This window comes from Pseudomonas sp. LB3P81, from assembly GCF_054897965.1.
In genome coordinates this window covers 4,206,400-4,223,256 of sequence record NZ_JBUBVG010000001.1, presented here as the reverse complement: position 1 = coordinate 4,223,256, position 16,857 = coordinate 4,206,400, and the positions used below count along the sequence as shown (strand labels likewise).

At 59.5% G+C, this 16,857-nt stretch carries 17 protein-coding genes; 8 read left to right on the top strand and 9 right to left on the bottom strand.

What is annotated here, in order from left to right; genetic code table 11:
• Positions 1–93 precede the first annotated feature (93 nt).
• Positions 94–1,389, top strand: coding sequence for an NCS2 family permease (locus tag ACYZTL_RS19520; RefSeq protein WP_461953130.1), 1,296 nt, complete (start codon positions 94–96; stop codon positions 1,387–1,389).
• On the top strand, positions 1,386–2,465 hold the full coding sequence (gene trmA / locus ACYZTL_RS19515; RefSeq protein ID WP_461953129.1) for a tRNA (uridine(54)-C5)-methyltransferase TrmA: 1,080 nt from the start codon (positions 1,386–1,388) through the stop codon (positions 2,463–2,465). The genes ACYZTL_RS19520 and trmA overlap by 4 nt, the downstream gene beginning before the upstream one ends.
• Before the next feature lie 54 nt (positions 2,466–2,519).
• Here the strand turns inward: trmA and ACYZTL_RS19510 are convergent, their stop codons facing one another.
• Positions 2,520–2,966 carry a DUF2442 domain-containing protein gene (locus ACYZTL_RS19510; RefSeq protein ID WP_461953128.1) on the bottom strand — a complete coding sequence of 149 codons (447 nt, stop codon included), beginning with the start codon at positions 2,964–2,966 and terminating at the stop codon, positions 2,520–2,522.
• A complete protein-coding gene (locus tag ACYZTL_RS19505; RefSeq protein ID WP_461953127.1) occupies positions 2,963–3,391 on the bottom strand; it encodes a DUF4160 domain-containing protein in 429 nt (142 codons plus the stop codon). Before ACYZTL_RS19505 ends, ACYZTL_RS19510 begins: the two co-directional genes overlap by 4 nt.
• Before the next feature lie 215 nt (positions 3,392–3,606).
• Between ACYZTL_RS19505 and ACYZTL_RS19500 the strand changes: the two genes are divergently transcribed.
• From ACYZTL_RS19500 to ACYZTL_RS19490, 3 genes are all read left to right on the top strand, one after another.
• The gene (locus tag ACYZTL_RS19500) at positions 3,607–4,518 is read left to right on the top strand and encodes a LysR family transcriptional regulator (RefSeq protein WP_461953126.1); all 912 of its coding nucleotides are present in this window, start codon (positions 3,607–3,609) and stop codon (positions 4,516–4,518) included.
• A 208-nt stretch (positions 4,519–4,726) separates the two neighbouring features.
• Positions 4,727–5,167 carry a type II 3-dehydroquinate dehydratase gene (aroQ, locus tag ACYZTL_RS19495; protein ID WP_461953125.1) on the top strand — a complete coding sequence of 147 codons (441 nt, stop codon included), beginning with the start codon at positions 4,727–4,729 and terminating at the stop codon, positions 5,165–5,167.
• A 5-nt stretch (positions 5,168–5,172) separates the two neighbouring features.
• Positions 5,173–6,027, top strand: coding sequence for a shikimate dehydrogenase (locus ACYZTL_RS19490; RefSeq protein ID WP_461953124.1), 855 nt, complete (start codon positions 5,173–5,175; stop codon positions 6,025–6,027).
• 137 nt (positions 6,028–6,164) lie between these two features.
• Here ACYZTL_RS19490 and ACYZTL_RS19485 read toward each other — a convergent pair whose 3' ends face one another.
• Positions 6,165–6,842, bottom strand: coding sequence for a TetR/AcrR family transcriptional regulator (locus tag ACYZTL_RS19485; protein WP_461953123.1), 678 nt, complete (start codon positions 6,840–6,842; stop codon positions 6,165–6,167).
• A gap of 102 nt (positions 6,843–6,944) precedes the next feature.
• On the bottom strand, positions 6,945–8,846 hold the full coding sequence (quiC, locus tag ACYZTL_RS19480; RefSeq protein WP_461953122.1) for a 3-dehydroshikimate dehydratase QuiC: 1,902 nt from the start codon (positions 8,844–8,846) through the stop codon (positions 6,945–6,947).
• A 424-nt stretch (positions 8,847–9,270) separates the two neighbouring features.
• Here quiC and ACYZTL_RS19475 point away from each other — a divergent pair, with 424 nt between their 5' ends.
• Positions 9,271–10,572 carry an MFS transporter gene (locus ACYZTL_RS19475; protein WP_461953121.1) on the top strand — a complete coding sequence of 434 codons (1,302 nt, stop codon included), beginning with the start codon at positions 9,271–9,273 and terminating at the stop codon, positions 10,570–10,572.
• A 125-nt stretch (positions 10,573–10,697) separates the two neighbouring features.
• On the opposite strand, the gene ACYZTL_RS19470 is transcribed toward ACYZTL_RS19475, so the two are convergent.
• Entirely contained in the window at positions 10,698–11,576 is an 879-nt protein-coding gene (locus tag ACYZTL_RS19470) for a DMT family transporter (protein WP_461953120.1), read from the bottom strand.
• Positions 11,577–11,706: 130 nt separating this feature from the next.
• Positions 11,707–12,483 (bottom strand): IclR family transcriptional regulator, encoded by a 777-nt coding sequence (locus tag ACYZTL_RS19465; RefSeq protein WP_461953119.1) that lies wholly within the window; start codon positions 12,481–12,483, stop codon positions 11,707–11,709.
• Between the two features lie 256 nt (positions 12,484–12,739).
• Between ACYZTL_RS19465 and ypfJ the strand changes: the two genes are divergently transcribed.
• Both ypfJ and ACYZTL_RS19455 read left to right on the top strand, forming a co-directional pair.
• The gene (gene ypfJ / locus ACYZTL_RS19460) at positions 12,740–13,633 is read left to right on the top strand and encodes a KPN_02809 family neutral zinc metallopeptidase (protein WP_461953118.1); all 894 of its coding nucleotides are present in this window, start codon (positions 12,740–12,742) and stop codon (positions 13,631–13,633) included.
• Positions 13,634–14,590 (top strand): alpha/beta hydrolase, encoded by a 957-nt coding sequence (locus ACYZTL_RS19455; RefSeq protein ID WP_461953117.1) that lies wholly within the window; start codon positions 13,634–13,636, stop codon positions 14,588–14,590.
• A gap of 93 nt (positions 14,591–14,683) precedes the next feature.
• Here ACYZTL_RS19455 and ACYZTL_RS19450 read toward each other — a convergent pair whose 3' ends face one another.
• The 3 genes from ACYZTL_RS19450 to ACYZTL_RS19440 form a co-directional block, all read right to left on the bottom strand.
• Positions 14,684–15,277 (bottom strand): HAD family hydrolase, encoded by a 594-nt coding sequence (locus ACYZTL_RS19450; protein ID WP_461953116.1) that lies wholly within the window; start codon positions 15,275–15,277, stop codon positions 14,684–14,686.
• Entirely contained in the window at positions 15,274–16,143 is an 870-nt protein-coding gene (gene tesB / locus ACYZTL_RS19445) for an acyl-CoA thioesterase II (protein WP_461953115.1), read from the bottom strand. Before tesB ends, ACYZTL_RS19450 begins: the two co-directional genes overlap by 4 nt.
• Positions 16,144–16,249: 106 nt before the next feature.
• Positions 16,250–16,819, bottom strand: coding sequence for a GNAT family N-acetyltransferase (locus ACYZTL_RS19440; protein ID WP_461953114.1), 570 nt, complete (start codon positions 16,817–16,819; stop codon positions 16,250–16,252).
• Between the last annotated feature and the right edge of the window lie 38 nt (positions 16,820–16,857).

Sequence of the window (16,857 nt, the reverse complement as noted above, 5' to 3'; positions counted from 1 at the left end):
ACCCACAGAAAATTACCAGGCGCCTGCAGTGGCCTGTGCTTTGCTGTTGAGGTCGATACATTCACGGCGCCGGGCGCGCCACGGGGAGCAGACATGCTGGAAAGGCTGTTTCAACTGAAGGCACACAACACCAACGTACGCACCGAGATTCTGGCGGGCGTCACGACCTTTTTGGCCATGGCCTACATTCTGTTCGTCAACCCGAGCATCCTCGGCGAGACCGGCATGGACAAGGGCGCGGTGTTCGTCGCCACATGCCTGGCAGCCGCCATCGGCTCCACGACTATGGGCCTGATCGCCAACTATCCGATCGCCCTCGCGCCGGGCATGGGCCTGAACGCGTTCTTCACCTACACCGTTGTCCTGCACATGGGCCACACCTGGCAAGTGGCGCTGGGGGCGGTGTTCATCTCGGCGGTGCTGTTCTTCCTGCTGTCGATCTTCCGCATTCGGGAATGGATCATCAACAGCATCCCGCTGCCGCTGCGTTCGGCGATTGCCGCCGGTATCGGCCTGTTCCTGGCGCTGATTGCCCTGCACAACGCCGGCATCGTGGTCAGCAATCCGGCGACCATGGTCGGCCTCGGTGACCTGAAACAACCGGCGCCGATCCTCGCCACCCTTGGTTTTGTCCTGATCGTCGCCCTCGAAGCCCTCGCCGTGCGCGGTGCCGTGCTGATCGGCATTCTGGCGGTGACCATTGTTTCGATCTTGATGGGCTTCACCCCGTTCGGCGGCGTGACGTCGATGCCGCCATCGCTGGCGCCAACCTTCCTGCAACTGGACATCAAGGGTGCGCTGGACATCGGTCTGGTCAGCGTGATCTTCGCCTTCCTGTTCGTCGACCTGTTCGATAACTCCGGCACCCTGATTGGCGTCGCCAAGCGCGCCGGCCTGATGGGCAAAGACGGCCACATGCCGAAAATGGGCCGCGCCCTGATCGCGGACAGTACCGCGGCGATGGCCGGTTCGTTGCTGGGTACGTCGACGACCACCAGCTACATCGAATCCGCAGCCGGCGTGAGTGCCGGTGGCCGCACCGGCCTGACGGCCATTGTGGTGGCGATCCTGTTCCTGTTGGCGCTGTTCTTCTCGCCACTGGCCGCCAGCGTTCCGGCGTTCGCCACGGCACCTGCACTGCTGTTCGTCGCGGTACTGATGACTTCCGGCCTGGCCGAAATAGACTGGGACGACATCACCGTTGCCGCACCGGTCGTGATCACTGCGCTGGCCATGCCGTTCACTTACTCCATCGCCAACGGCATCGCCTTCGGTTTCATTTCCTGGACCGCGATCAAGTTGCTGTCCGGTCGCGGCCGTGAGCTGAACTCGGCGCTGGTGATTCTGTCGATTCTGTTCGTGATCAAGTTGGGTTGGTTCAACGCATGACTTTTGACTCCCAGGCCTACACCGTTCAGCTCGAAGAAAAGGTCGCGCGCCTGCGCGACCTGCTGGCCCCGTTCGATGCACCTGAACCGGCCGTATTCGATTCGCCGCTGAAGAACTTCCGCCTGCGTGCCGAATTCCGCCTATGGCGCGAAGCCGGCGAGCGTCACTATGCGATGTTTTCCCAGGAAGACAAACGCACGCCGATCCTGATCGAAGCGTTTCCGATTGCCAGCCTGCGCATCAATGAGTTGATGCCACAGCTGAAAGCAGCGTGGCAAGCGAGTGCGGCCTTGAGCCACAAGCTGTTTCAGGTGGAGTTCCTGACCACCCTGGCCGGCGACGCGATGATTACCCTGTGCTATCACCGCCCGCTGGATGAACACTGGCACGCGGCGGCGGCGAAACTGGCGGCAGACCTGAACGTCAGCGTGATCGGCCGCTCGAAAGGCAAACGCGAAGTGATCGGCCATGATTACGTGGTCGAAAAACTGGAAGTCGGCGGCCGCACCTTCAGCTACCGCCAGCCGGAGGGCGCGTTCACCCAACCCAATGGCACCGTAAACCAGAAGATGCTCAACTGGGCTTACGACGCCCTCGGCGATCGCCCGGACGATCTGCTGGAATTGTATTGCGGCAACGGCAACTTCACGCTGCCGCTCGCGACCCGCGTGAGCAAAGTGTTGGCCACCGAAATCAGCAAGACCTCGGTCAATGCGGCACTGAGCAACCTCAGCGAAAACGCGGTGGATAACGTCACACTGGTGCGCCTGTCCGCCGAAGAGCTGACCGAAGCCCTGAACGAAGTGCGCCCTTTCCGTCGTCTGCACGGCATCGACCTCAAGAGCTACGAGTTCGGTAGCGTCTTCGTCGACCCGCCTCGCGCCGGCATGGACCCGGACACCTGCGAGCTGACCCGGCGCTTCGACAACATCCTGTACATTTCCTGCAACCCGGAAACCCTGGCGGCCAACATCGCCCAACTGAACGACACGCACCGCATTACCCAATGCGCAATGTTCGACCAGTTCCCGTGGACCCATCACATGGAATCCGGGGTGTTGTTGACTCGGCGTTGATCGCAGCCGCCTGATACAAATCAGCCGTCAGTACGACGGCTTTTTTGTGCGCGCTCAAACGGTGACATCCGGCTTGCGCGGGCGCCCACCCTTGCGACCATTGGCCCGCGCCGCCTCGGCCTTGGCAGCGCTGCTTTGGCGACCATTGCGCGAGGCGATGACCGAGGCGGCCATGTCCATCAGCGGCTTGCTCGCGGAAATCATTCCGGCGATGGACACATGCAAATCCTTGCCCTCATGGCAGAGGGCGGTCCCGGAAAAGCCGACTTTCAGGTCGGCGAAATCCTCGACGTCGAAATCATCGAATTCCGGATAGTGCTGCACGGGCAGCAGCACGCCACTGCCATCAATGAAACTGACTGCCAGACACGGTTCCATAAAGGACACAGCCGTCACGTGCAAACCACCTTTGTGGCGCACTTGCCCACGCCGGATGGCTACATCCAGCGCGGCTTCGGTCACAGGCCGATCCGCCAGTGTTTTCGCCTCTATCGATTTCATAATTTGATCTCCACGCCCTCCGAAACGCCAAACAGCGCCAGCAAGGTCTTGTTCGTCTCGGGCTCATAGCAAGCCGAATAAATCATGTTGGTCGCACTGGCAATCCTTTTCACCACTGCGACTTCGCTGGTCCGCCAGTCCCATATCTGATGATCGAGGCAGACCGTGTGCAGCTTTTCCCACCAGATCTTACGGGCGCGACGTAAATGAGCAGGCTGTCTGAGTGCGTGACGCAATCCTTCCAGCACCGCAGCAGGTGGCCGGTTTGAATGAGGAACCACGTCCCACAACTCGACGCCGTTGTGCCAAAAGCAGAACTTGAAGCGTGCGCTCCAGGCTCCGGCGTCCACATGCGCGTGCGGTGGGCAGTGTTCATCGCGCAGCATGATCACCATTGAAAGCCCTTTGTAGCTGAACAATTTCATGCTAACCCATCAGTTAGGTTAATGAGCCCAATGACTCGTCATTCCTTGGAAAATCCGATAACCGGTGCTGACGTGCATTCAGACACCCGAACTTGAGGCTAGCGGCCGAAGTCGTCCCGGGCGCGGCAATCAGGGACAAAAATGGTAAGCAATCCTTTCGGCAATTTGATAAACACTGCGTCAGGCCCTTCATTTGATCCCCGGTGTAATCAATCATGCAGCGAACATTCGACGATCTTCAGCTCGGCAGCATCGAGCTGTTTTGCCTCGCCGCCGAAGCAGGCAGTTTTACCGCCGCCGCGCTGGTGGCCGGGGTAACGCCCGCAGCGGTGAGCCGTTCGGTGTCGCGCATGGAGGAACGCCTGGGCGTGCGGTTGTTCGCGCGCACCACTCGCAGCGTCAAACTGACCGATAGCGGGCGCCGGTATTACGAAGAATGTCGTCAGGCGCTGGCGCAGTTGGTCGAGGCCCAACGCGAAGTGATGGGCCAACAGCAAGATCCTTCCGGCACCTTGCGCATCAGTATTCCCACGACGTACGCCCATCACCGGATCCTGCCGTTGCTACCGGCGTTTCGGGAAAGATTTCCACAGGTGAAAGTCGAGTCGCACATCAGCAATCGCAACATCGATTTCGTCGGCGAAGGCTATGACATGACCATTCGCGTGCGGGCGATTCCGGATTCCGGACTGATTGCCCGACAGCTTGAGGACGCGGAACTGGTGATGATCGCCAGTCCCGATTACCTCAAGCGGGCGGGCACGCCGCAAACCCTAGACGACCTCAAGCAGCACGAGTGCATCCAGTACGAACTACCCAGCAGCGGTCGGCGGATTGCCTGGTTGTTCAACGACCATGGCGAGCAACGCGAGATTCTGGCCGAAGGCAATTTCAGTTGTTCCGATGATGTTCTGGGTGGTGTGACGCTGGCCAGGCACGGGGCGGGGCTGTTCCAGACCTATCGGTTCATTGTCGAAAACGAACTGGCCAATGGCTCGCTGGTGGAAATTCTCAAACCTTATGGCGGACGCTCGCGGCCGTTTACCCTGCTCTATCCGCAAAGTCGACATGTGCCACTTCGGTTACGGGCGTTTATCGATTTTCTGGTTGAGCATTTGCCACGCTAAAAGATCGCAGCCTTCGGCAGCGCCTACATTTGGAATGCGTTTTCCTGTAGGAGCTGCCGAAGGCTGCGATCTTTGCAATTGTCCGATCACCGCACACAAAACTCCGACTCGGCGCCACATTAATTGACCAAATTAACCATCTAGTACAATTTATCTCCACAGGCTGAGCCCCTAGCCCATGCCAAAAATAATAAGTGGAGAGACCCCGATGCCCCCTATCGTTCTGGTGCTCAACGGCCCGAACCTGAATCTGCTTGGCACCCGTGAACCGGCGACTTACGGCCACGAAACCCTGGCAGACATTTCAGCGTTGTGCGGACGTGCCGCCGAAGAGTTCGGCCTAGCGGTGGAATTTCGCCAGACCAACCATGAAGGCGAATTGCTCGACTGGATTCACGCCGCCCGCGGCCGTTGCGCAGGGATCGTCATCAACCCGGCCGCCTGGACCCACACCTCGGTCGCCATTCGTGATGCCCTGGTCGCCAGCGAATTGCCGGTGATCGAAGTCCACCTGTCCAACGTCCATGCTCGCGAGCCCTTCCGCCACCACTCCTTTGTTTCAGCCATTGCCACCGCAGTAATGGCCGGCTTCGGCAGCCACGGCTATCGTCTGGCACTGGAGCATTTCAGCCTGCGCTTGAAGGAGTGAACGCCGTGACTCAGAACAACACTGTACTGGCCGGGCTGATCGGTGCCGGCATTCAGGCTTCCCGCACGCCCGCGCTGCACGAGCATGAAGGCGATGCCCAGGGTTTGCGTTACCTCTATCGCCTGATCGACCTCGACCAGTTGAAACTCGACAGCAGCGCCCTGCCCGACCTGTTGATGGCGGCCGAACAGATGAATTTCACCGGGCTGAACATCACCTTTCCGTGCAAGCAGGCGATCATCCCGTTGCTCGACGAATTATCGCCGGAAGCCCGCGGCATCGGTGCGGTGAATACGGTGGTGCTGAAGGACGGCAAACGCATTGGCCACAACACCGATTGCCTGGGCTTTGCCGAAGGTTTTCGACGTGGCTTGCAGGGCGTTGCCGTTGAGCGTGTCGTACAAATGGGCGCCGGGGGTGCCGGTGCGGCGGTGGCCCACGCGCTGTTGAGCGAAGGCGTACGACTGCTGAGTATTTTCGATGTGGACAACAGTCGCGCTCAGTCGCTGGCGAACAACCTGAATCAGCATTTTGGTGCTGGCCGCGCGGTGGCGGGTCATGATCTGCCGAGCACGCTGGCTCAGGCCGACGGACTGGTCAACACCACGCCCATGGGCATGAAAAAACTGCCCGGCATGCCGGTGCCGGTGGAGTTGCTTCGGCCACAGTTGTGGGTGGCGGAGATCGTTTACTTTCCGCTGGAAACCGAGCTGCTGCGTAACGCCCGCGCCTTGGGGTGCCGGACGCTGGATGGCGGCAACATGGCGGTGTTTCAGGCAGTGAAGGCGTTTGAATTGTTCAGCGGCGTGGTGCCGGATGCGCAGCGGATGCTGGCGCATTTTCAGAGCATGAATGGCTGAGATCCTAAGTTGAACCTGTTCTGTGGCGAGCGAGCTTGCTCGCGCTGGGCTGCGTAGCGGCCCCAAAATACTGGAGACAAACAGCTATTTTGTGAGCGCTACGCACTCAAGCGGGAGCAAGCTCCCTCGCCACAAGGTTACGCTTGCAAATACCGCAAAACCGACTCGCAGATCATCTCCCGATGACGCTGCTTGATGCTTTCGTCCGGCAAGTCGATCTGAAAAATCTCACCGAAGGTGTGGCGGTTCGAGACGCGATAAAAGCAGAACGAACTGATCAGCAGATGCACATCCAGCGGCTCAAGCCCCGACCGAAACACACCTTCTTCAGCCCCGCGACGCAAAATCACACCCAGTGAATCAAGAATGGTGTTGTTCATCGCCTTGATCGCATCGGAGCGCTTCACGTATTCGGCGTTGTGAATGTTCTCGATGCTGACGATGCGCACGAAATCGACATTGCGATCATGGTGATCGAAGGTGAATTCCACCAGCCGCCGAATCGCTTCCACCGGCGCCAACTCGGCCAGGTGCAGGCGGTTTTCGGTGCTGCGAATATCGCCGTAGAGTTTCTCCAGCACCTCGATGTAGAGCTGCTCCTTACTGCCGAAGTAGTAATAGATCATGCGTTTGGAGGTGTGAATGCGCTCGGCGATCGCATCGACGCGAGCACCGGAAAGGCCCTGCTGGACGAACTCGACAATGGCTTCTTGAAGAATGTTCTCGCGGGTTTTTTCCGGGTTGTTCTTGCGACTCTTGCGAGGCTCGGCCATGGGTTCGTCGGGCGCTACGGAGAGTTCTGAAGTTATTGTCATTGCGGGCTCACGGCCGTCACTGCACAGGCTGGCGATTATGAGCCGCGCCGCACAGTGAAGGAAGCCGCGCGGCAGCGGTTTAACCTCGCGCTTACCAAATTCCTACAACTTGGCCTGACGAATGGCACCGCTGCGGGATTTGGCCATGGCCGCCAGTCGCACCGCCACGTTGGCCGCGCCGTAACCGGCGTAGCCATTCTTGCGCTGGATGATTTCAAAGAAAAACCGCCCTTCGAACGGCTCGGTGTAAACGTGGAACAGTTCGCCACCCTGGGCATCACGGTCATAGAGCACGTTGTAATAGGCGAGTTCACTGAGGAATTCATCATCGAAATCGAACCGCGCGGCGAGGTCATCGTAATAGTTGAGCGGGATATCCAGCAGCGGAACGCCCGCCTCCTTGGCGCGGCTGACTTCGGCAAAGATATCGTCGCAATCAAACGCAATGTGATGCACGCCAGAGCCGCGATAACTCGACAGTGCGTGTGAGATCGCAGTGTTGCGGTTCTCGGAAATGTTCAGCGGCAAGCGGATAGAACTGTCGCGACTGCGCAACGCCCGGCTCTTCACCAGACCGTAGGGGTCCGGCAGAACCACTTCGTCGTCGGCTTCGAAATCCAGCAGGCTCTTGTAGAACAGCACCCAGCTGTCGAGGCTGTCGGCCGGTAACGCAATGGCCATGTGGTCGATGCGTTTGAAGCCACCGCTGGCCACGGCGGCCGGTTGCAGATTGAAGTCGGTGCCATAGACGTCGGCGTCCTGATCCACCAGATAAATCAGGCTGCCATCCGGCGCACGTACCGCCGCCAACTCCAGTTCATTGGGGCCGACCAGTCCACGATACGGCTGACCTTTGTAAGCCACAGCCCGGGCCAGCGCGCTGGTGCTGTCCTTGACCCGCACAGCAGTGGCGCACAGCGACGGGCCATGAGCTTCGAAAAAGCTGTGGGCAAACGAGTAGGGCTCGGAATTGAGGATCAAGTTGATATCGCCCTGACGCATCAGGCTCACGCTTTTGGAGCGATGCTGCCCGGCCTTGACGAAGCCCAGTCGCTCCAGCCAATGAGAAAGCTTGGCGCCGAGGCTTTCATCCACGGCGAATTCAAGAAACTCGATGCCGTTGTATTCGCTGGCCTTGGGTGTCTCGAACAAAATGTCGGCGCAAGCCGTAAGTTGGGTTTCCTGCGCCAGCCGTTGGCGGGTTTTCTCTTCCAGGTACAGCAACGAACGCAAGCCGTCGGCGGCGTTGGCCCGCGGCGGCGCGGCGCGGAAACCATCGTTGAAAATTTCCAGCGACAACGGCCCGGTGTAGCCACTCTTGATGATCGGCGCGAGGAACCCCGGCAAATCGAATTCGCCCTGGCCCGGAAAGCAGCGGAAATGCCGGCTCCACTCCAGCACATCCATGGCCAGGATCGGTGCGTCGGCCATTTGCACGAAGAAGATTTTGTCGCCGGGAATGTCGGCGATGGCACTCGGATCGCCCTTGAGCGACAGCGTGTGAAAACTGTCCAGCAACACGCCCAGACTCGGATGGTCAGCCTGGCGAACGATGTTCCACACCTGTTGCCAAGTGTTCACATGCCGGCCCCAGGCCAAGGCTTCGTAACCGATTCGCAGGCCCCGCGCACCGGCGTGTTCGGCCAGCAGGCGCAAATCGTCGACGAGGATTTGTTCATCACCGATGGCGTCGGCCGAGGCGTTGCTGCAGACCAGTACCAGGTCGGTGCCCAGTTCCTGCATCAGGTCGAATTTGCGCTCGGCGCGTTCCAGGTTGCGTGGCAGGCGGTCGCGGCGGCAGCCTTCGAAATCCCGGAACGGCTGAAACAGCGTGATGGCGATCCCGAGATCGGCGCACATCTGCCTGATTTCCCGTGGGCTACCGTCGTAATAGAGAAGGTCATTTTCGAAAATCTCCACGCCGTCGAAACCGGCGGCGGCAATGGCTTCGAGTTTTTCCGGCAGGGTACCGCTCAAGGACACGGTGGCAATGGAACGCTGCATATTTCGACTCCCGGTGGTGGAGACAATCTTATTGGAGGCACTGCACGCTGCCACTCTTGGGTAGGAGCTGCCGAAGGCTGCGATCGTTTGATCTTGATCTTCAGCGACATCACTGACGCCAAGATCAAAAGATCGCAGCCTTCGGCAGCTCCTACAGGGGCTACGTTTATCGTGGATCAAATTATTGGCTGTAGGATCCGGCACAGCAATTCAAAGTGTACTATCCGGTTAGTTTTGCGTGCGATTATCGAACACAATGGCCCTTGGCGAATTGACGATTTTTCGTCCACTGCGCAACATCAACCTCACATTGGTTTCGGTCATCAATCACCGGCACCAGTTACCAAAGACCCAGAACACCACATAAAAATAATCGGTGGCCTACATGACTCCTTCCCAAAGCTCTCCCGTGGAGCGTTCCTCCATGACTCCTGCCGTCGGCGGTATCGGCGATAAAATTCGCGGCGCCATGGCCGTCGGCAAAACCCGTTGGGGCATGCTGGCGCTGGTGTTTTTCGCCACCACCCTGAACTACATCGACCGCGCCGCACTGGGCGTGATGCAGCCCATTCTCGCCAAGGAAATGAGCTGGACGGCGATGGATTACGCCAACATCAACTTCTGGTTCCAGGTGGGTTACGCCATCGGTTTCGTGCTGCAAGGCCGGTTGATCGACCGGGTCGGCGTGAAGCGTGTGTTCTTCTGCGCCGTACTGCTCTGGAGCCTCGCGACCGGCGCCCATGGCCTGGCCACCTCGGCGGTGGGCTTCATGGTTTGCCGCTTTATCCTCGGGCTGACCGAAGCCGCCAACTACCCGGCCTGCGTGAAAACCACGCGATTGTGGTTCCCGGCCGGCGAGCGCGCCGTGGCCACCGGCATCTTCAACGCCGGCACCAACGTCGGAGCGATGTTCACGCCGATGCTGCTGCCGCTAATCCTGCACGCGTGGGGCTGGCAGGCCGCGTTCCTGTGCATGGCATCACTGGGCGGCATCTGGTTGCTGTTCTGGGGTTTGAAGTATTTCAACCCGGAAGAACATCCGAGCGTCAAACAATCGGAACTGGACTACATCCAGAAGGAAGTCGAACCGGAACAGGCCCGCGTACCGTTCTCCCGAATCCTGCGCATGCGCGGCACCTGGGCCTTCGCCCTCGCCTACTCGATCACCGCGCCGGTGTTCTGGTTCTACCTGTACTGGCTGCCACCGTTCCTCAATCAGCAATACAACCTGGGGATCAACGTGACCCAGATGGGTATTCCGCTGATCATCATCTACCTCACGGCCGACTTCGGCAGCGTCGGCGGCGGCATCCTCTCTTCGTTCCTGATCGGCCGCGGGGTCAACCCGATCAAGGCGCGACTGATGTCCATGTTCCTGTTCGCCTGCTGCATCATCGGCGTGATCATGGCGGCCGGCTCGAGCAATCTGTGGGTCGCAGTGTTCGCCATCTCCCTGGCCATCGGCGCTCACCAGGCCTGGACCGCGAACATCTGGAGCCTGGTGATGGACTACACGCCTAAACACATGATGAGTACGGTGTTCGGTTTCGGCGGCATGTGCGCTGCCATCGGCGGGATGTTTATGACCCAGTTGGTCGGCCACATTCTGACCATCACCAACAACAACTACACCGTGCTGTTCACCATGATTCCGGCGATGTACTTCATCGCGCTGACCTGGATGTACTTCATGGCGCCGCGCAAAATTCCGACCGTTACCGCTTAAAGGTCCAACGCAATCCCCACTGTGGGAGCGGGCTTGCTCGCGAAGGCGATGTATCAGTCAACATCAATGTTGAATGACAGTCCGCCTTCGCGAGCAAGCCCGCTCCCACAGTTGTTTCAGCGTTTTTACCGACGGCTTTGCTGCCACGCCGCTGCCAACCCACTGCAGCAAATCACCGCGATCCCCACAATCGTCGTCAGCGTCGGCGTGTGAGAAAACAGCAACCAACCCAGCAAACCGGCAAAGACAATCTGGCAATAGCCAAACGGCGCCAGCAACGCAGGGGCGGCGTGACGGAACGCTTGGGTCAGAAACAGGTGCGCCGTCATCCCACACGCGCCCAGCGCCACCATCATCAATCCATGCCCGACACTCGGCACTTGCCAGAAGAACGGCACCAATGCGCTCATCACCAGGGTGTTGCACAGGCCGGCAAAGAAGTTGCTGGTGGTCGGGCTGTCGATCTCACTGAGCTTGCGGGTGAGCAATTGATAGAAGCAGAAAAACAGCGCCGAGCAGAGCGGCAACAACACCGCAGGCGTGAACAGATCGCCGCCGGGGTGGACGATGATCAACACGCCGATAAATCCGCAAATCACCGCGATCCATTGGCCACGGGTGACGCGCTCACGCAGCAGCGGCACCGACAGTGCAGTCACCAGAACCGGTGCAAGAAAGTTGACCGCCGTGGCTTCGGCCAGCGGGATGTACTGTAAACCCGTGGTGAAAAACAGACTGGTGCCCAGCAGGCACAACGCCCTCAGTAACTGCAGCAACGGCCGTTTGGTGCGTAGGACACGCAGCCCGGACTGCGGCAGAAAAATCCCGGCCATCAACAGGGTGTGAACCACATAGCGAGCCCAGACCACCATGACGATCGGGTAGAACCCCGAGAGGTATTTCGACAAGGCATCGTGGCTTGAGAAGAGGAAGGTTGCGACGACGATCAGCAAAATCCCTTTGAAGGGTTGGTTTACGCCGGAGAGCGGGGTGCTGACGGTCATTGGGTTTCCCTTTGTGCCTCGCGAATTCGACTAATTTAGAACCCGGTTCCAGATTCTCATACACCCAAACCATAAATGTGGGCGAACAGCGCACACAATTTGTGGTCGCGACGCCTCACCGCAAAGGTCGTTAATTAAAGAACTCAGACGCCAGGCTAGCGGCAGACAACTCCTCGGTAAATTGCAGCAACAGCGGAGCCAACTCATGAAGTCGCGCCCCGGGCATCCGCGCGCTTGGACCGGCAATGCTCAGTACGCCAACCACTCGCCCATCGGTGGGGTGCCGTACCACTGCCGCAATCGCTGAAGTGCCCACCGCCGAACTTTCCTCGACCCAGGCGTAACCTTGCTCCCGCGCCAGCCGCAGCCGTTCCAGTAATTCAATGTTGGATCGCGGTGCGTTCGGTCCCAAATCTTTCGGCCGGTCGCCACCCTGGCGCTCCACCAGCGACAAGGCTTCGGCGTCGCTCATGCACGCCAGCCACGCATGGCCCGAAGCCGTATAAAACAGCGGTGCGTCGCGGCCCATGTCCGGGTCGTAACGCAACCCCGAGCGGGCGCCCTGGGATTTGGCGATCCAGATCTGCCGCTCACCTTCGATGACTCCAAGACGCACCAGTTCCCCGGTTTCCCGGGCCAGACGATCCAGCACTGGCTGAACGATATCGGCGCCGCTACCCGCCAGGTAGCGAAAACCCATCGCCACCAGTTTGGTTGACAAGTGATACCGCTGGTTCTCCGGATTCTGCCGCACATAACCCAGCCGAATCAGCTCCGCGAGCAAACGGTGGGTTGCGCTTTTAGGGATGTCCAGTTGCTCCGCGAGCATCTGCATTGGCAAACCGCGAGGATCACGGGTGAGGCTTTCGAGCACATTGAAGACACGTTCGATCTGACTGCCGGCCATGGGAGGTTCCGAATTCGATTTGCCCTGATTCTAGAAGACGAACCGAGTAATGCGAAATCTGGAACCCGAGGCTCGAGAGACGCAGACATTCGACTGTTTGATAAAAACCCGTCTCCTGAGGGAATTCGATGGGTTATCCATGTTCCTACAGCCTGCAAGGCTACCGGCCAGCGAGCGAAAAAGCCGGACGACCGGACTGGCGCCGCTCCCACTCACCAGCAACACTCATCCCCACGGACAATCAGAGGATTCCCACATGCTATGGAAAAAAGGCCGACGCAGCGACAACGTGGTCGATGCCCGTGGCGATGATGTCGGCGGTGGGGGCGGCGGGATGCGCTTCGGTGGCGGCAAGGGCCTGAGCCTGACCGCCATCATTCTGATTGTCGGGATCGGCTGGATCACCGGACAAGACCCGTTGCAGATCCTCGGCCAACTGACCGGGCAAATGAGCGAGCAATCCGCACCGGCACCCACGCAAACCCGCAAGGCTCCGCCGGCCAATGATGAAGGGGCGGAATTCGTACGCTCGATCCTCGGTGACACCGAAGACACCTGGGGCCAGATATTTCAGCAGGCCGGTCGGCAGTACAAGGACCCGACCCTGGTGCTGTTCAGCAACCGGGTGAACTCGGCGTGCGGTTTGGCGACTTCGGCGACCGGTCCGTTCTATTGCCCGGCGGACCAGAAGGTCTACCTGGACATGGCTTTTTTCCAGGAGATGTCGCAACGCTTTTCCGCCGCGGGTGACTTCGCTCAGGCCTACGTGATCGCTCACGAAGTCGGACACCACGTTCAGACGTTGCTCGGTGTCTCGGCGAAAATTCAGACCGCCCGCCAGCAAGGCCGGCAAATGGAAGGCGACGGTGGTTTGCTGGTGCGCCAGGAACTGCAAGCGGATTGCCTGGCCGGTGTCTGGGCCAACAACGCGCAGCAGCGCCTGAACTGGCTGGAACCGGGCGACATCGAAGAAGCCTTGAATGCCGCCAACGCCATCGGCGACGACCGCTTGCAGCAACAAGGTCAGGGACGTGTTGTCCCGGACTCGTTTACCCATGGCACGTCAGCGCAAAGGGTGCGCTGGTTCAAAACCGGATTTTCGCAGGGCCAGGTGGGCCAGTGCGATACCTTTGCGGCGAAAACCCTATAAATGAATATGTGGCTGTTGGTTCTGTTATTCACCTGTGCAAGTACCCAGGCTGCCGAGCATGGGGTCAAGGAGATCAGCTCCGGACGGCTGTTGTTGAAAGAAGGTGAGATGGCGGTGGGCCTCAGCCCGGCGCCAGCGAAAATCGAACGCGTGCTGATCATCATCCATGGACGGTTGCGCAATGCTGAAACTTACCGCCAGAGCGCCGAGCGTGCGTCGGAGCAGGCCGGGCAAAGCGCGAACACGCTGGTGATTGCTCCGCAATTTCTCAATGAAACCGACGTGGCACTCCATCCAGTGGCCGACACCGTGTTGCGCTGGCAGGGCAATGACTGGATGGCCGGCGGTTTATCCACCGCTCCGTTTGCTTTGAGTTCCTACGCGGCACTCGACCAGATCATCGCCCGGCTCGGCGATCGCCGACAGTTTCCGGATGTGAAGGACGTTGTCATCGCGGGACACTCTGGCGGTGCTCAGGTGGTTCAGCGTTATGCGCTGTTGAGTCACGATCAACCAGAACTCAAGGCCACCGGCGTGCACGTGCGTTATGTCATCGCCAACCCGTCTTCTTATGCGTACTTCGATGAGCGGCGGCCGGTGGCTTTCAGTCACGCCGGTTGCCCGGATTTCAATCGCTGGAAGTACGGTCTGACAGATTTGCCTGCTTATGCCGAAGGACAAACGCCCGCGCAGCTAGAGGAAAACTACGTTCAGCGTGACGTCGTTTATCTGCTGGGGCAACAGGACATCGACCCTAATCATCCGGCGCTGGATAAAGGTTGTGAGGCGAAAGCCCAGGGGGCTTATCGATTGATTCGCGGGCGTAATTATTTTGATTTTTTAAAGCGCAGCCACCCGAAAGGGTTGAATCAGCAACTGATCGAAGTGCCCGGGGTCGGGCATAACGGGGATGGGATGTTTACGTCGCCGGAGGGGCAAAAAGCGTTGTTTCAGTAAAAACAAAAAGATCGCAGCCTTCGGCAGCTCCTACAGTGGAATCGAGTACACCTGTAGGAGCTGCCGAAGGCTGCGATCTTTTGATTGTAAAATTCAAGCTAAAAGCATTTCCCGTAGCACCACACAATCCGCCGCATGCCAATCAGTCAGCTCAGGCCACGGGTTATCCGGCAGATTCACCAACACCGTCCGCGCCCCCGCTGCCCGCCCGCAATCCAGATCAAACCGGTAATCACCGACCATCACCATCTCGCTCGCCGGCACCTTCCAGGCCTCGGCCAGTTTCAACAAACCACCGGGGTGCGGCTTGGGCGGCGCTTCATCACGCCCCAACACATCCTCCACCGCGAAGCAGTCCGCCAGGCCGATCGCCTCAAGCGTCACATGCGCCAACTCCCGAGCGTTGCGCGTCAGAATGCCCAGCCTATAACCACGCCCCGCCAACTCACGCACCAGCTCCACCGCGCCCGGCGCCGGTTTCGAACCCAGCGCCAGATCCCGTTCATGCTCCAGCAGCCACGCGTGTTTGGCCGCGGCTTCATCGGCCGGCAACGCTGCGAGGTGGGTCAGAATGTCGTCTTCGGCCGGGATCGCCAATGCCACGCGAATCGCCACGAAATCATGCACGGCCACCGTCAGGGTGCCATCCATATCGAACACCCAGTTCCGCACCTCGGCCAGGCTCATGCCCAATCCTTGCGATGACGGATCAGCCCTTCCTGAGTAACCGACGCCACTAGTTGCCCCGCACGATTGAACACGCTGCCACGACTGAACCCACGGGAATTGCCGGCCCACGGGCTGTCCATCGCGTACAACAACCAGTCATCGGCGCGCAGGTCCGCGTGGAACCACAGCGCGTGATCGAGGCTGGCGACCTGCATGTCTTTCTGCCAGACCGATTTGCCGTGAGGCTGCATCGACGTGGTCAGCAGACCGAAATCCGAGGCGTAGGCCAGCAGGTACTTATGCAGCGCCGGGGAATCAGCCAGGGCGCCGTCGGCGCGAAACCAGACATACTTGATCGGATCGGATGGCTGCGGGTTGTAAGGATCTTTCTCGGTAACCGGTCGGAATTCGATCGGTTTCGGGCACAGCAGTTTTTCACGCATGTGCTCGGGAATCAGGTGGGCGCGCTGTTGAGTGAGTTCCAGTTCCGAGGGCAGGTTTTCCGGTCCGACCACGGTCGGCATCTCAGCCTGATGCTCGAAGCCTTTTTCGTCGTACTGGAACGACGCGCTGCAGGTGAAGATCGGGTTGCCCTTCTGGATCGCCGTCACGCGACGCGTGCTGAAACTGCCGCCGTCGCGCACCCGATCAACCTGATACACCACGGGCAACGCGGAATCACCCGGACGCAGGAAATATCCGTGCATCGAATGCACATGCCGCGTTTCTTCGACCGTCTGACTGGCTGCCGACAGCGACTGACCGATCACCTGACCGCCGAACAGCTGGCGAAAACCGAGGTCCTGACTGCGGCCACGGAACAGGTTTTCTTCGATCGGTTCCAGGGTCAGCAAATCGACCAGATCATCCAACACTTGGCTCATTCAGACTCTCCTCACACTATGCAATGACGCGCAGTCTTGGCTGCGGCGGTCGATTCAGGTTCTGGCCGGGGCCATCATTGGCGCCATTGTAAACGTCCGGGCCGTCTTATCCATGCAAGGTTTGCAGCCATTGTTCACGGGTGATGCGGTACAACACATGGTGACGCAGGGGATGATCGGCCGCGAGCTTCGGGTGCTCGAAATCATCGTCTGAATCATGGTGCATGCCGATCGCCTGCATGACTTTCTGCGAAGGCATGTTGGTTTCAGTGGTGAAGGACACGACCTCTTTCAGCGCCAGCCGGTCAAACCCGCAGCGTAGAGCGGTCCATGCCGCTTCACTGGCATAGCCCAAGCCCCAATGCTCACGGGCCAGACGCCAACCGATCTCGGTGGCTGGTGTAAACGGCGCGTCGAAACCGACCACACCCAACCCGGTAAAACCGATGAAGGCGCCGGTGTCCTTGCGCTCCAGCGCCCACAGGCCGAAGCCATGCTCGGCAAAATGCCCGCGAAAACGCCCGATCAGCGAAGCACTGTCCAGCCGACTCAGGGGCGCCGGAAAGTAGCGCATCACTTGCGGATCGGCGCACATCGCCGCAAACGCCGGCAAATCCTCATCGCGCCACTGTCGCAACAGCAGTCGCGCGCTCTCGAGTTCCAGTATCGGCTCCATCGTGCCCCTCCGTTTCCATGCCGTGAGTCTACATCGCT

What these genes read in the sequence shown, in the direction of transcription:
- ACYZTL_RS19450 (WP_461953116.1), bottom strand. Translation starts at nt 15,277, where the DNA reads ATGAGCCTGGCCGAGGTGCGGAACTGGGTGTTCGATATGGATGGCACC.
- tesB (WP_461953115.1), bottom strand. Translation starts at nt 16,143, where the DNA reads ATGAGCCAAGTGTTGGATGATCTGGTCGATTTGCTGACCCTGGAACCG.
- ACYZTL_RS19470 (WP_461953120.1), bottom strand. Translation starts at nt 11,576, where the DNA reads ATGACCGTCAGCACCCCGCTCTCCGGCGTAAACCAACCCTTCAAAGGG.
- ACYZTL_RS19510 (WP_461953128.1), bottom strand. Translation starts at nt 2,966, where the DNA reads ATGAAATCGATAGAGGCGAAAACACTGGCGGATCGGCCTGTGACCGAA.
- aroQ (WP_461953125.1), top strand. Translation starts at nt 4,727, where the DNA reads ATGCCCCCTATCGTTCTGGTGCTCAACGGCCCGAACCTGAATCTGCTT.
- ACYZTL_RS19465 (WP_461953119.1), bottom strand. Translation starts at nt 12,483, where the DNA reads ATGGCCGGCAGTCAGATCGAACGTGTCTTCAATGTGCTCGAAAGCCTC.
- ypfJ (WP_461953118.1), top strand. Translation starts at nt 12,740, where the DNA reads ATGCTATGGAAAAAAGGCCGACGCAGCGACAACGTGGTCGATGCCCGT.
- trmA (WP_461953129.1), top strand. Translation starts at nt 1,386, where the DNA reads ATGACTTTTGACTCCCAGGCCTACACCGTTCAGCTCGAAGAAAAGGTC.
- ACYZTL_RS19440 (WP_461953114.1), bottom strand. Translation starts at nt 16,819, where the DNA reads ATGGAGCCGATACTGGAACTCGAGAGCGCGCGACTGCTGTTGCGACAG.
- ACYZTL_RS19455 (WP_461953117.1), top strand. Translation starts at nt 13,634, where the DNA reads ATGAATATGTGGCTGTTGGTTCTGTTATTCACCTGTGCAAGTACCCAG.
- ACYZTL_RS19505 (WP_461953127.1), bottom strand. Translation starts at nt 3,391, where the DNA reads ATGAAATTGTTCAGCTACAAAGGGCTTTCAATGGTGATCATGCTGCGC.
- ACYZTL_RS19500 (WP_461953126.1), top strand. Translation starts at nt 3,607, where the DNA reads ATGCAGCGAACATTCGACGATCTTCAGCTCGGCAGCATCGAGCTGTTT.
- quiC (WP_461953122.1), bottom strand. Translation starts at nt 8,846, where the DNA reads ATGCAGCGTTCCATTGCCACCGTGTCCTTGAGCGGTACCCTGCCGGAA.
- ACYZTL_RS19475 (WP_461953121.1), top strand. Translation starts at nt 9,271, where the DNA reads ATGACTCCTGCCGTCGGCGGTATCGGCGATAAAATTCGCGGCGCCATG.
- ACYZTL_RS19520 (WP_461953130.1), top strand. Translation starts at nt 94, where the DNA reads ATGCTGGAAAGGCTGTTTCAACTGAAGGCACACAACACCAACGTACGC.
- ACYZTL_RS19485 (WP_461953123.1), bottom strand. Translation starts at nt 6,842, where the DNA reads ATGACAATAACTTCAGAACTCTCCGTAGCGCCCGACGAACCCATGGCC.